This window comes from Actinosynnema sp. NPDC091369 (assembly GCF_044757065.1).
Lineage (GTDB): Bacteria > Actinomycetota > Actinomycetes > Mycobacteriales > Pseudonocardiaceae > Actinosynnema.
Window position 1 is genome coordinate 9,681 of the sequence record NZ_JBIVUG010000019.1, and the last position, 13,759, is coordinate 23,439.

The following is a 13,759-nucleotide window of genomic DNA, read 5'->3' on the forward strand; positions in this document are numbered from 1 at the left end:
CGGCCCCCCCCCGCCCGGGCGGGCGCGCGCGGGGGGGCGCGGGGGCGGCTCCCCCCCCCCGCGCCGCCGCCGCGGGGGGGGGGGCGGGGGGCGGGCGCCCCCCCCCCCCCCCCCCCCGACCCGAACCCGAGGTCCGGTTGCTGCCGCCGCGGCTAACGGCCCGGGGCAGCACCGGTCCGGTGGTTGCCTAGGGTCACCAGGCTCACCTTCCCGGGGTCTCCCTGCGCCGCCTCGGTGGAGATCACGGCGAAGGTGAGCGTGTTGTGCTCGCCCAGGACGCCGGCCGGCAGCACGAACTCCCGCTGCGGCCCCGCGCCGTTGAGGTACTGGCCCATGTTCCAGCCGTTGACGAAGATCAGCACCCGGTAGCCGCGCGCCGTGGTGTCCTCGAACCTCAGGCCCAGCGACACGTCGTGCCCGCGCGGCAGGTCCAGCCCGAAGTTCGTGCGGTACCAGGACACGCCCGGCGTCAGCGCGCCCGGCGGGCGTTGCCAGCCGCCGGAGCCGGGCAGGTGCCAGCCGGCGCGCTCGCCGTGCAGGCCGCCGGTGTTCATCGGGCCGCGTTCGCCGTCCATCGGCCTCGAACCGCGGATCTGCCACGAGATCGGCGCGGTCGAACCGCCGACCACCACGCCGAACAGTCCGCGTGGCTGCTTGTGGCGGACGTCGTCGGCCGTCCAGTCGTCGTTGTGGCCCATGTTCTCGACCAGCACGGTCAGGGTGGCCTGCTGCCCGTCGGCCAGCAACCCCTCGGGCACGGCGAAGTCACCGCGTCCCGGGTCGGGGTTGACCGGCTCGGCGTCGGACTCGGTGCCGCCGGCGGCGGAGCCGAGGTAGCGGCCGTTGAGCCAGACCAGGTAGATGCCGCGCCGGCCGGTGATGGCGTTGACCGTCACGGTCTTCTCCGCGCCGGTGGCGGTGAACCGACCGCGGTACCAGACGTTGCCGTTGTGGTGGCCGTACTCGTCGGCGTAGAGCACCGGCAGCGTCTTGGGCTTGATCGGGCTGACCGTGGTGGTCTTCTCCGCCGCGGTCCAGCCCGACTCGCCCTGGCCTGGCGCCTCGGGGCGGTACTCCCACCCGGTCAGCTCGGGCAGGCGCACCGGCTCCGGGCCGGGCAGCGAGCCGACCAGCGACCCGCCGGCCGTGCGCCGCACGGCGACCGGCCGCCCGCCGACCGACAGGTGGCGGACCGGGGCGAACACTTCCACCTCGCCGGCGCGGTCGGTGTCGGCGCGCAGCACCAGCCGATCGCCCCTGACCTCGGCGGACCGGACCAGCGACGGGCCGCGCACCAGCACGGGCCCGGCCGCGGTGTCCTGCCGCCAGAACCCGGCGGCGGTCTCGTCGGTGCCCAGCATCAGCAGCACCGGCTTGCGCCCGCCGCCGCTGATCAGCACGCGCGCCAGGCCGGTGTGCGTGTAGTCCAGCCGCAGGTCGCCGCGGTCGTAGGAGCTGCGGACCCGACCGTCGAGCACCCGCACGGTGGGCGCGGAGTCGTAGCGCAGGACCGTGGAGCCCTGCTCGCCGTCACGGCCGTACAGCACGGCCACGTCCCGACCCGACGCCTCGACGTGCGTCAGGACCTCCGAGCTCGACCACACCAGCCGCTGGCCGCCGAGGTCGTACCCGGCGACGAGCACCTTGGCGTCCCGGCCGTGCACCCGCACCGGCACCTGGTAGCGGCCGTCCGGGGTGGCCCAGTCCAGGGTCGTGGACACGTCCGCGGTACCCGCGAGGTCGGCCTGGCGCACCAGCACGAACTGGGTGCCGGTGTCCGGGTTCGCCCGCGCCCGCGCCAGCACCGCCGGGTCGGCGGGTACCGGCGCGGCGGCCTCGTCGGTCTTGGCCAGCGGCGCGACCGTGGTCATGAAGTAGCCCTGCCGCTTGAACTCGCCGTACTTGGCGGTGAGCTGCCGCGACTCGGTGATCGCCGAGCCGTAGTCGTAGGAGGTGTAGACGTCGTTCGGCTGCGGCAGCCAGCCCCAGGACGTGCCGCCGAAGGTCATGTAGTAGCCGAACATCGTCGCGCCGCTGGAGATGGCGTTGTTCTTGTAGAACACCTTCATGAAGCTCGGGCCGGTCAGCTCGCGGCACTTGTCGTACCCGGCGTCCTTCAGGTCGATCGCGCCCGCCTGGTACTCGGCCGCGTACACCGGCGCGTCGTCGCGCAGCCTGCGCGTGACGCCGTCGCCCCACGGGCCCCACGTGCCGGGGGCGGCGCAGTCGAACGACTGGGGGTAGTCGTCGACGCCGGGGATCTGCACCGCGCCCTCGCCGGACGACCAGTTGGCCAGGTCGCCGCCGCAGCAGTTGTTGTGCACGATCGGCACGTCGATGCCGGCCGCCCTGGCCTGGTCCTGGAGGTCCTGCATGTAGGCCGGGTCCACGTTGACCGCGTACTCGTTCTCCACGTTGTAGGCGATCACCGAGCCACCGCGCGACACCTGGTGCCGCGCGATGATCGGGTTGAGCCGGCTCAACCACTCCGTGTACGCGGCCCGGTACCCGGGATCGCCGGACCGGGCCCGGCCCGGCACCGTCTTCAGCCACGCCGGGAAGCCGCCGCCGCTGGTCTCGGCGTTGATGTACGGGCCGGGTCGCGCCACCACGTGCAGGCCGAGCTCGTCGGCCATCCGCAGCAGCCGGTCCACGTCGCGCACGCCGGTGAAGTCGTACACGCCCGGCGAGGGCGAGTGGTAGCCCCAGTGGAAGTACAGCGACACGCCGTTGAACCCGGCGGCCCGGACCTTCTCCAGCACGTCGCGCCACAGCTCGGGGCTGGGCAGCCGGAAGTAGTGGAACTCGCCCGCCCACAGCACCACCCGCTCGCCGTCCACCATCAGCGAGTACCTGTCGTAGGTGACCTCGTGCCGCTGCTCGGCGGACACCGGGGTCGGCACGGCGAGCGAGGCGAGCAGCACGAGCGCGACCGCTAACAGCCTCACCGGACACCTCGCAGGGTCAGGGCGCCGCTCCCGGCGCTGACCAGCACCCCGTCGGGGTGCGACTCGACCGACCCGCCGTCCACGTCGTCGACCGCACGCGCGCCGACCAGCAGCAGCCTCCAGCTCGACGGCGCGCCCTCGACCTCGACCCGGATCTCGTCGCCGCGGCGGCGGGTGCGGAACGTCGTGTCGCCGACCACCGTCACGTGGTCGCCGTCGGCCAGCCGGTACGCCTGGAGCGTGACGCCCTCGGCGTAGTCGTAGTCCGGCCGGTCGTCCACCGCGCCGACGGGCAGGATCGTGTTCGGCCGCACGAGCACCGGCGCGGTGAGGAAGTCGCAGCGGTCGCGCACCCAGCGCGGGCCCTGCACGGTCTCCCCCGTCAGCAGGTGCGTCCACGTGCCCTCGGGGACGTAGTACGACACGTCGCCCTCGTCGGAGAACACCGGCGCGACCAGCAGGTCGTCACCGAGCATGTACTGGCGTTCCAGGTGGGCGCAGCCGGGGTCGTCGGGGAACTCCACCACCATCGCCCGCATCACCGGGACGCCCTCGGCGGTGGCCTGCCGCGCCGCGCCGTGCAGGTACGGCATCAGCCGCAGCTTCAGCTTCACGAACCGGCGCAGCACGTCGACCGACTCCTCGTCGAACAGCCACGGCACCCGGTACGACGAGCTGCCGTGCAGCCGGCTGTGCGACGAGAGCAGGCCGAACGCGATCCACCGCTTGAACAACGCCGCCGACGGCGTGCCCTCGAACCCGCCGATGTCGTGGCTCCAGAAGCCGAACCCGGACATCCCCAGCGACAGCCCGCCGCGCAGGCTCTCGGCCATCGACTCGTAGGTGGCCTCGCAGTCGCCGCCCCAGTGCACCGGGAACTGCTGCGAGCCCGCCGTGGCGGACCGGGCGAACACCACCGCGTCGCCGTCGCCGCGCCGCTTGCGCAGCACGTCGAACACGGTCTGGTTGTACAGGTGGGTGTAGTGGTTGTGCATCCGCTCCGGGTCGGAGCCGTCGTGGTAGACCACGTCCGTCGGCACGCGCTCGCCGAAGTCGGTCTTGAAGCAGTCCACGCCCTGGGCCAGCAGGGCGTCCAGCTTGGCCGCGTACCAGGCGCGGGCGGCCGGGTTGGTGAAGTCGACCAGCGCCATGCCCGGCTGCCACAGGTCCCACTGCCACACGTCGCCGTTCGGCTTGCGCAGCAGGTAGCCGTTCGCCTTGCCCTCGGCGAACAGCGGCGACCGCTGCGCGATGTAGGGGTTGATCCACACGCAGATGCGCAGGCCGCGGGCGCGCAGCCGCTCCAGCATGCCGACCGGGTCGGGGAACGTGCGCGGGTCCCACTCGAAGTCGCACCAGTGGAACTCGCGCATCCAGAAGCAGTCGAAGTGGAACACGCTCAGCGGCAGGTCGCGCGCCAGCATCCCGTCGATGAAGCCCGACACCGTCTCCTCGTCGTAGGACGTGGTGAACGACGTCGACAGCCACAGCCCGAACGACCACGCGGGCGGCAGCGCGGGACGCCCGGTGAGCGCGGTGTACTTGCGCAGGATCTCGCGGGGCGTGGGCCCGTAGACCACGAAGTACTCCAGCGACTGCCCCTCGACGCTGAACTGGACCTTCGACACCGCCTCCGAGCCCACCTCGAACGACACGTGCCCGGGGTGGTTGACGAAGATCCCGTAGCCCGCGTTGGTCAGGTAGAAGGGGACGTTCTTGTAAGCCTGCTCGCTGCTCGTGCCGCCGTCGGCGTTCCAGATGTCGACCGTCTGGCCGTTCTTGACCAGCGGCCCGAACCGCTCGCCCAGCCCGTAGACGGTGTCACCGACACCCAGCGCCAACTGCTCGCGGACGTGGTGCGTGCCGTGCACGGTCATGAAACCCATGCCCTTGGTCCCGCTGCCGGTCAGCGTGCGACCGTCGGCGGTGAAGTCGACCCGCCACTCCTCGCCCCGGTTGACCCGCACGGACAACGCGCCCGCGGTCATCACCACGCCCGCGTCGTCCTCCACCACCTTGGCCTCGTGCGCGCCGTCGGAGGCCAGCGCGAACACCGGCGCCTCCGGCGTCCCGCCCGAGAAGTGCGTGATCCGCACCCCGATCACGTCGGCCATCGGCGAGGTGAGCCCCAGCGTGACCGCCGGGCCCTTGAGCGTGTCGCCGCGGTGCCGGATCGGTCGGGTCGACGCGTGCACGACGACCTCCCCGTTCCCCGCGGCGACGTCCCGCACCTCGACCGGGTGGGCCGCCTCGACCCCGGGCCGCAGCAGCCAGTACCCGTCGCTGAACTTCACCCGAACTCCAATCAGCGAAAGCCTTGTTGTTGGTCGCCAAGAAACGTCGAGCCGGACCCGTCCGGCCCGCGTAAGCGGTGCCGACGGCCGGTCGGGGCGGCAGCGGCACCCCGGTCCGGGCGGCGGGCCCGCGCCCGCGGCGGTGGCATCACTTCACCGCTCCCGCCGTGATGCCGCGGGTCAACGCGCGTTGGAAGATCAGGAAGAAGACGATCGCGGGGATGACCCCGAGCAGCGCCGAGGCGCTGGTCATGGTGGCGTCCATCATCCGCTGGCCCTGGAGCACGCCCAGCGCCACCGGCACGGTCTGATTCTCGTTGGAGATCAGCAGCACCAGCGGCAGGAAGAACTCGTTCCACGTCCAGATGAAGAAGAACACGAACAGCACGCCCAGCGTCGGCCGGCTGATCGGCACCACGACCCGCACCAGCGCCTGCCACTTGTTCGCGCCGTCGATGCGGGCGGCCTCCAGCAGTTCGCGCGGGAAGCCGCCGAGCGTCGAGGTGAGCAGGTAGGTGCCGAACGCGGCCTGGATCGCCGTGAAGATCACGATCACGGCCAGCTTGGTGTCGTACAGCCCGACCTCGTTGGCCAGGAAGTACAGCGGGTAGACCAGCGCCTCCTGCGGCAGGGTGTTCGCGACGAGGAACACCACCAGGATCCACAGCCGGCCGCGGACCCGGCCGATGCCCAGCGCGTAGGCGTTGAACACCGACACGACCACCGCGAGCACGGCCACCGACCCGCTGATCACCACGCTGTTCCACAGCTTCTCGCCGAAGTCGACGCGGTCCCAGAACGCGATGATCCCGTCCAGCGACACCCCGTGGGGCAGGTCGAGCGGACCGCCGGTGGAGTACTCCGCCGGCGTCTTCACCGCGTTCAGCGCGACGATGGCGAACGGCGCCAGCATCACCGCCGCCAGCAGGACCATCGACCACAGCACCGCGTGCCGCCGCATCAGCGCTCACCCCGGTTCTGCACCCGCAGGAACACCGTGGTGAGCAGCAGGATCAGCACCGTGAGCACGGTGGCGATGGCCGCGCCGTACCCGACCTGGGTCTTCTCGAAGAAGTTCTGGAACGAGTAGTAGGACGGCACGTTGGTCGAGCCGCCCGGCCCGCCCCTGGTCAGCACGTAGATCGGCGCGAACACCTTGAGCGCGGCGATGGTGCAGGTCAGCAGCACGACGAAGATCTCCGGCCGGATCTGCGGCACGGTGACGTGGAAGAACCGGCCCCACCACGACGCGCCGTCCAGCTCGGCGGCCTCGTGCAGCGACGGGTCCACCCGCTGCATCCCGGCCATGAAGATCACCACCGGGTAGCCGACCTGGATCCACAGCAGCACGCCCATCACGGTCCACAGCGCCAGGTCGGGGTCGCCGAGCCAGTTCTGCGCCAGAGCGTCCAGCCCGACCGCGCGCAGCACCTCGTTCAGCGCACCGTCCTGGGGTGCCAGGATCCAGCTCCACACGATCCCGGCCACCGCGATCGGCAGCACCTGCGGCAGGTAGACGCAGGCCCGCAGCACGGCGGCGTGCCGCGGCCCGAAGTGCTTGCCGATGAAGTCGAACAGGGCGGCGGCGATGACGAGCCCGGCCAGGGTCGGCAGGACCGCCATCGCCACCACGAGGCCGACGTTGTGCCGGAACGACGCCCAGAACGTGCCGTCCGACATCAGCCGGCCGTAGTTGTCCAACCCGACCCACTCGGGCGTGCCGGCGCCGGACCACTCGGTGAGGCTGATGCCGACGTTCATCCCGAACGGCACGAGGACGACCGCGAGCAGCAGCAGGCCGCCGGGGATCAGGAAGAGCAGGTACGACCCGCGGTCGCGGATCGAGGTGGGGACCAGGCTCATTTGCCGACGCTCGCCGTGTTCTCCTTGTAGTAGTCCGCCAGCTCGGTCAGCGCCTCGTGCGCGCCGATCTGCCCGGTGATCACCTTCTGCACCGACGACACCTGCGCGTCGTAGAAGCCGGGGGCGGGCCAGTCCGGGTAGAACGCCAACCGGTCGCCGTCCACGAGCGCCTGGAAGTCGTCGTTGAGCTGCTTGGTCCTGGGGTCGGTCGCGGGCGTGGCGCTGGGCGCGACCGGGATGCCGCCCGCGTCGCGCAGCTTGTCCTGGATCGCGGGCGACATGGTGATCTCGATGAAGTCGTAGGCGAGCTGCTTGTTCTTCGAGCCCTTGGGCACCACCCACAGGTTGCCGCTCGACCCGGCCGTCATGCCCGGCCACGGCACCGCGGCCCACTCGAAGTCCTTCACCTGGGCCTGCACCCGGCCGTACCACCAGCTGCCGCTGACCATGATCGGGTTCTTGCCCTGCATGAACGCCAGGCCCATGTCCTCGGCCTTCACGCCGGCGGAGTCCTTGGAGATGTAACCCTCGCGCAGCCACTTGGCGAACGTCTCCGCGCCGAAGACCCACGTGTTGTCGTGGAAGTCCACGGGGCCGGTGTAGCGCTGGAACCGGTCGACCCACTCGCGGTCGGCCTTGGTCAGCGCCAGTTGGTAGAACAGCTGCGCGGCCGGGTACTCGGCGCCGCCCAGCGCGAGGGGCGTGACGCCCGCCTTGGCGAACTTGTCCATCGCGGCGGTCAGCTCGTCGAACGTCTTCGGCGCGGCCAGCCCCTGCTGGTCGAACATCGTCTTGTTGTAGTAGACCATCACGTACTCGGCGTAGTTGGGGATGCCGTACCACTTGCCGGAACCCATCACGCCGCGCTCGTCGTACTTGGCCGTGGTGTCGATGCCCGGACCGAGCTTCTTGTCCCACCCGCGCTTGGCGACCTCCTCGCCGAGGTCGGTCAGCAGGCCCTGCTTGGACAGCAGGCCGGCGGTCGCGTTGCCCTTGTTGTACTCCAGGATGTCCGGCGCGTCCTTGGAGTTGAGCACCATCGAGGCGGTCTTCTGGATCTGCTCGAAGCCCTTCTCCTCGAACTTCACCTTCACGCCGGGGTGCGTGGCCTCGAACTGCTTGATCGCCTCGGCCCACGCCACGCCCATGGCGCTGTCCGGGCCCTCGTAGTGCCACAGCTTGAGGGTGTTGGGGTCGGAGGTCTCCTCCGAGCCACCGCAGCCGGCCACGGCCAGCACGGCCGCGACGGCGGCCGCCAGGAGTCGCTTGGACATCAGGGTGATCCCTCCACGGTGAGGTTGTCGATCCGGGCCTTCCCGGTGAAGACCAGGTGCACGTCCTGCCTTCCGGTGGCCCCGCGCAGCGGCGAGGAGACCTCGGTCCACGAGTGCTCGTCGGCCGTGGTCGGCACGGCGAGCGTGCCCACCAGGCGGCCGGTGGGTCCGCCGAGGCGGACCTCGACGGTGGTCGGGCCGTCCGGGTTCGCCACCCGGGCCGTCACCGCCCGGGACGACCGGCCCAGGTCGACGTCGGAGAACGCGATCCACTGGCCGGGCGCGGTCGAGGCGACGGCGGTGCCGCGTTCCCTGGTGGTGGGGACCAGGGTCACGCCGGAGTAGTCGTCGAAGTTCTGCGCCTGCGTCGTCCGGCGCAGGTCGCGCGGCGGGATGGTCTCGCCCAGCACGCTGACCGCGCGCCGGAGGGTGCCGACGGTGAACTGGTGCCGCGCGGTCTCCACCACCCGCTTCTCCCGGGTCACGTCCCAGAACGACAGGTCGGACGCGGCCACGGTGAACGAGACCGTCTTCGTCTCGCCGGGCCGCAGCTCCACCCGGTCGAACGCGCGCAGCCGCCGGATCGGTTGCGCGACCCGCGACTTCTCCTGGTGCGAGTACAGCTGGACCACCTCGGCGCCCGCCCGGTCCCCGGTGTTGGTCACGTCCACCCGGACCTCCACCTCACCGGAGGCGCGGACCACCGGCCGGTCGACCACCAGCCGGGAGTACCGGAACGACGTGTAGCTCAGGCCGTGGCCGAACGGGTACAGCGGCTTGCCGGTGAAGTACTGGTAGGTGTGGCCGGACCGCGAGATGTCGTACCGGAGCTTGTCGGGCAGGTCGGCGTCGGACCGGTACCACGTCTGCGTCAGCCTGGCGCTCGGGTTGTGGTCGCCGAACAGCACGTCGGCGATGCCGTGCCCGGTCTCCTGGCCCGCGTGCGAGGTCCACAGGATCGCGGGCAGGTCCGCGGTGTCCCAATCGCCGGAGTACGGGTACCCGCTCTCCAGCACGACGACCGTGTTCGGGTTCGCCGCGCGCACCGCGTCGACCACGGCGCGCTGCCCGGCCGGGAGCGCGGTGGTCTCGCGGTCGTCGTCCTCGCGGCCGTTGATGAACGGCATGCTGCCGACCACCACGACGGCCGCGTCCGCGCCCCTGGCCGCCTCGACGGCGCTGTCCACGCCGCTGCGCACGACCTCGCGGCCGAACTTCGTGGCGGTCTGCGGGGTGGTGGCGCCCAGCACGAGCCTGCCGTCCGCGCCGACGACCACGTACCTGTTCGCGCCGAACCAGGACTGGGTGACGTCGTTGCCCGCGTACTCCAGCACGACCGAGCCGTCGGCCTGGGCCACGAGCCCGAACTGCTGCTGGACGAACCAGCCGTTGGGCTGCACGGCGTCGTTGACCAGGGCGCGGCCGGGGCCCAGCGACACGGTCCTGCCGTTGGCGGCGGCCCGCAGCGTGACCGTGCCCTCGCCCCAGTCGAAGACGTCGAGCCCGCTCGCGTCGCCCGGGGCCGCCTCGGTGGCCGTGAGCGGCCCGCCGGCTGCCGCGGTGGACGCGGTGACGTAGCGGCCGGTGGCCAGGTCCTGCAACCTGATCCGGTCCACCCCTTCGCTGGAGGTGACGGCGGCGCGTTCCGCGAGGGCTTTCACCGGCGTGACCCGGTAGGGCATGGTGCCGGAGTACCAGTCCTCGTAGAGGGTGTCGGCGAGCTGGCCGACGACCGCCACCTTCTTGGTGTCCGCTGTGGACAGCGGAAGGATGTGGTGGTCGTTGCGCAGCAGCACGACCTGCTCGGCCGCCGCCCGGCGCGCGAGCTGCCGGTGTTCCGGCGCGTCGATGACGTCGGGTGTGATGGCCGCGTACGGGTTGCGGCCCGCCGGGTCGAACTCGCCGAGCCGGAAGCGGATCGACAGCACGTGCCGCGCGGCGTCCTCGACGTCGGCCACCGTGATCAGACCCCGGTCGATCGCCGCCTTGATCGAGGTCGTGGTCGGCGCGGAGTCCTGGTTGTCCTCGGTGAAGTTGTCCAGGCCCGCCCGGATCGCCGCCGCGTTGCCCTCGACCTCGTTCGGGTAGTACCGCTGCGCGCCCGCGACGTTCGACGCGCCGCCCGCGTCGCCGACGATCATCAGGTCCTCGTCGGTCCACGAGCGCACCACGCCGTCCAGGTCGTGGCTGACGTGCGTCGGACGGCCGTTGAGCAGGTTGTAGGACGCCATCACGCCGGTGGCCGCGTCGGCTTCGACCGCCGGCCGGAACGCGGCCTCGTCGTAGTCCTTGAGGATGCGCGGCGGCACGATCGAGTCGACGGTGACGCGGTCGTCCTCGACGTTGTAGGCCGCGTAGTGCTTCAGCGTCGGCGCGGCCTGGAGGTAGTCGGGGTGGTCACCCTGCACGCCGTGCCCGAACGCGGTCGAGATGGCGCCGGTCAGGTGGGGGTCCTCGGAGTACCCCTCCTCGTTGCGGCCCCAGCGCGGATCGCGCAGCGGGTTCACCACCGGAGCCCACAGGTTCAGCCCGTTGAACGCGGGGTCGCGCGCGTGGAACCCCCGCGCCTCCCGCCCGGTCGCCGCGCCGACCCGGCGCACCAGCTCCGGGTCCCACGTGGAGGCCAGGCCGATCGCCTGCGGGAACACGGTCGCCTCGCCGAGCCACGCGACGCCGTGCAGCGCCTCGGTGCCGGTCTTGAACGCGCCGATCCCGAGCCTCGGGATCGGCGGTTGGTACTGGTGCAGCAGCGAGACCTGCTCGTCGAGGGTCAGCCGGCCGAGCAGGTCGGCGATCCGGGCCGGGCGGGGCAGGTCCGGGTCGCGGAAGGGCGGTTCCTGGGCGTGCGCGGGCAGCGGGGTCGACAGCAGCAGGGCGACCAGCGGGAACAACAGCGAGCGACGGGTTCTCGACACTGATCGACCCTTCGTCCGGGGCAGCCTGCGGCTCCCACGCCATCGAAGCGCTTCGACTGGCCACCGTAGAGGGCCGGCGGTGACGTGCGCAACAGGCTGACCGGCGCGAAAGTTGTTAACGCTAATTTACTTGACAGGCATGCCTTGACACGTCCACGTCACGCGGGATACCACTGTGACCCGATCCTGTTGCGCTGCCCGTTCGCCGAACATCGGGTGTTAGCGCTAACAGTCTCGGGCCCCCAGGCCGCGGGCCCCCTCCTACCCCTGGCCTGACGCACGAGGGCCCGCCCGGAGCACTCCGGGCGGGCCCTCGGTCACGCCCGCGGCGCGGCGGGCGGGAACGCGGTCGGCGTCAGGCGGTGAGCAGGGTCAGGCCGTAGGTGGACAGGATCTCGTTGATCGGCTGGAACCAGGTCCGGCCGCCGGACGAGCAGTTGCCGTACCCGCCGGACGTGACGCCCTGGGCCTGGTCACCGGTGATGAACGAGCCGCCGGAGTCGCCGCCCTCGGCGCACACGCTGGTGCCGGCCATCTGGTGCACGTCGCCCTGCGCGTAGTGGATCGTCTCGTTGCGGGACTGGATCACGCCGCAGTGCCAGTGCGTGGTGGAACCCGAGCGGCAGACCGAGGTGCCGACCGGCGCTTCCCACGAACCGCGCACCAGCGCGTCGGACACCGTGCCCCAGCCGAGCACGACGGGCACGTTCCACCAGCCGCCGCCGGTGCGGACCCACGCGTAGTCGTTGCCGGGGAACGAGGAGCCGGCGAACTGCCCCTGCCAGGAGCGGTCCCAGCCGTACACCTGCGCGCCCGTGCCGCCGCAGTGGCCGGCGGTGACGTAGCCGCCGTGCACCGAGAAGCCGATGGAGCAGCGGACGTTGCCGGTGTAGTACGGGTCGCCGCCGACGGTGCCGGCGGCGAACGGCACGGGCGCGGTGACACCGTCGGTGTTCACCTCGATCGGCCCGAGCTTGCGCGCCTCGGCCAAGAACTTGGCGACCTCCGCGGTCTGCACGCCGGGTTGGACGTCCACCACCACCGCGCCGCTGCGCGCGTCGGGGTGCCAACTGGTCACGGCCGACGGCACGGCGCCCGCCGCGGACAGCGCGTCGACCCGGTCCTTGACCCGGTCGAGCTCCGCCGCCGACCGGGCGACCAACCGCGCCTCGGCGCCGGTGGCCCGGACCCGGTCGGCCGCCGCGGTGTCGGTCACGCCGACCACGAGCACGCCCTTGTCCTGGTCGAACCAGCTGCCGCCGAACGACGCCCCGGCCGCGGCCCGCGCCGAGGGTGCCCGCCTGGTGGCCTTGGCCTCCCGGTCGAGCCTGGTCAGCACCTGCTGCTCGGTCAGCCCGAACGCGGTCCGCATCGCGGACACGAGCCCCGGCGACAGCGCCTGCGCCGGCGGCGCGGCCTGGGCGGACGGCGCGACGACCAGCCCGCTCACCACCAGAGCGGCGGTCACACCGATCTTTGTCAACGTTGTCATCAGCACGCAGTTCTCCTTGTCCACAGGGAGGCGCGCGGTCGGTGCAGGCCAACCGCACGCCCGAGGCAAGTCGGCGAGAGAGCGCTCTCACAGTCTGCTGGTTCAGACCATGCCAACACCCCCGCCCCTCCGTCAACCCCGCGAGTCCTACCTCCAGAACACGAGAGTCCTACGTTCGGAACGCATGAGTTCAACGCTCAGGAGCCCCGGCTCACCACGGAACGACCCCCGCGTCGTCGAAGAAGCCCCCGCGCGGACCGTCATCCGGCAGGGTGGCCAGCCGGATCGCGATCGCGGCACCCTGCTCGGGCGTGCGCGACCCGGCGAAGCCGGTGAAGTCCGTGGCGACGTAACCGGGGCACGCGGCGTTCACGATGACGTCGGTGTCGGCGAGTTGGCGGGCGTACTGCGCCGTGACGCTGTTGAGCATCGACTTCGACGGCGCGTACGCGGCCATCACCGGGCCGGTCTGCAACGCCAGCGACCCCATGTTGCTCGACATGTTGACGATGCGCGGGCTGCGCGCCCGGCGGAGCAGCGGCAGCATCGCGTTCGTCACCCGGACGACCCCGAAGACGTTCGTGTCCAGGACGGTGCGCAGCACGTCGAGGTCGAGCGTCGTCGGGTCCTGCGCGCCGCCCTCGGTCCGGCCGGAGATGCCCGCGTTGTTGACGAGCACGTCGAGCCGTCCCGCCGTCCGCTCGATGACACCCGCCGCCGCCGTGACGCTGTCGTCGGCGGTGACGTCCAGCGCCACCCCGAACGCGTCCACCCCCTCCGCCCGCAGGCGCTCGACGGCCTCCTCACGCCTGGCCCCGTCGCGCGCGCCCACCGCGACCGTGAAGCCGATCGCACCGAGACCCCGGGCGATGGCGTAACCGATTCCCTTGTTCGCGCCGGTGACCAGCGCGATCTTCGTGTCGTTCACCCGACCCATGCTCGGCGGGCCGCGCACCGCCGTCCAAGATCGATC

Annotated in this window: 8 protein-coding genes; all 8 read right to left on the bottom strand. The window is 71.7% G+C overall.

All coding sequences use genetic code 11. The features are described from left to right. Window positions 1-152 precede the first annotated feature (152 nt). Window positions 153-2,948 carry a beta-galactosidase gene (locus ACIQMJ_RS38110; protein WP_499765883.1) on the bottom strand — a complete coding sequence of 932 codons (2,796 nt, stop codon included), beginning with the start codon at window positions 2,946-2,948 and terminating at the stop codon, window positions 153-155. Beyond that, window positions 2,945-5,242: an alpha-xylosidase gene (yicI, locus tag ACIQMJ_RS38115; protein ID WP_499765884.1), complete on the bottom strand. Its 2,298-nt coding sequence runs from the start codon at window positions 5,240-5,242 to the stop codon at window positions 2,945-2,947. Before yicI ends, ACIQMJ_RS38110 begins: the two co-directional genes overlap by 4 nt. Before the next feature lie 148 nt (window positions 5,243-5,390). After that, on the bottom strand, window positions 5,391-6,203 hold the full coding sequence (locus ACIQMJ_RS38120; RefSeq protein ID WP_499765885.1) for a carbohydrate ABC transporter permease: 813 nt from the start codon (window positions 6,201-6,203) through the stop codon (window positions 5,391-5,393). After that, the gene (locus tag ACIQMJ_RS38125) at window positions 6,203-7,105 is read right to left on the bottom strand and encodes a carbohydrate ABC transporter permease (protein WP_499765886.1); all 903 of its coding nucleotides are present in this window, start codon (window positions 7,103-7,105) and stop codon (window positions 6,203-6,205) included. Before ACIQMJ_RS38125 ends, ACIQMJ_RS38120 begins: the two co-directional genes overlap by 1 nt. Then, the gene (locus ACIQMJ_RS38130; protein ID WP_499765887.1) at window positions 7,102-8,379 is read right to left on the bottom strand and encodes an ABC transporter substrate-binding protein; all 1,278 of its coding nucleotides are present in this window, start codon (window positions 8,377-8,379) and stop codon (window positions 7,102-7,104) included. Before ACIQMJ_RS38130 ends, ACIQMJ_RS38125 begins: the two co-directional genes overlap by 4 nt. Beyond that, window positions 8,379-11,294, bottom strand: a complete 2,916-nt coding sequence (locus tag ACIQMJ_RS38135) for a glycoside hydrolase family 3 protein (RefSeq protein WP_499765888.1) — start codon at window positions 11,292-11,294, stop codon at window positions 8,379-8,381. The genes ACIQMJ_RS38130 and ACIQMJ_RS38135 overlap by 1 nt, the downstream gene beginning before the upstream one ends. Before the next feature lie 355 nt (window positions 11,295-11,649). Continuing rightward, a complete protein-coding gene (locus ACIQMJ_RS38140; RefSeq protein ID WP_499765889.1) occupies window positions 11,650-12,786 on the bottom strand; it encodes a S1 family peptidase in 1,137 nt (378 codons plus the stop codon). Window positions 12,787-12,997: 211 nt separating this feature from the next. Beyond that, window positions 12,998-13,723: an SDR family oxidoreductase gene (locus ACIQMJ_RS38145; protein ID WP_499765938.1), complete on the bottom strand. Its 726-nt coding sequence runs from the start codon at window positions 13,721-13,723 to the stop codon at window positions 12,998-13,000. Between the last annotated feature and the right edge of the window lie 36 nt (window positions 13,724-13,759).

What these genes read in the sequence shown, in the direction of transcription:
- ACIQMJ_RS38120 (WP_499765885.1), bottom strand. Translation starts at nt 6,203, where the DNA reads ATGCGGCGGCACGCGGTGCTGTGGTCGATGGTCCTGCTGGCGGCGGTG.
- ACIQMJ_RS38140 (WP_499765889.1), bottom strand. Translation starts at nt 12,786, where the DNA reads ATGACAACGTTGACAAAGATCGGTGTGACCGCCGCTCTGGTGGTGAGC.
- ACIQMJ_RS38125 (WP_499765886.1), bottom strand. Translation starts at nt 7,105, where the DNA reads ATGAGCCTGGTCCCCACCTCGATCCGCGACCGCGGGTCGTACCTGCTC.
- ACIQMJ_RS38130 (WP_499765887.1), bottom strand. Translation starts at nt 8,379, where the DNA reads ATGTCCAAGCGACTCCTGGCGGCCGCCGTCGCGGCCGTGCTGGCCGTG.
- ACIQMJ_RS38145 (WP_499765938.1), bottom strand. Translation starts at nt 13,723, where the DNA reads ATGGGTCGGGTGAACGACACGAAGATCGCGCTGGTCACCGGCGCGAAC.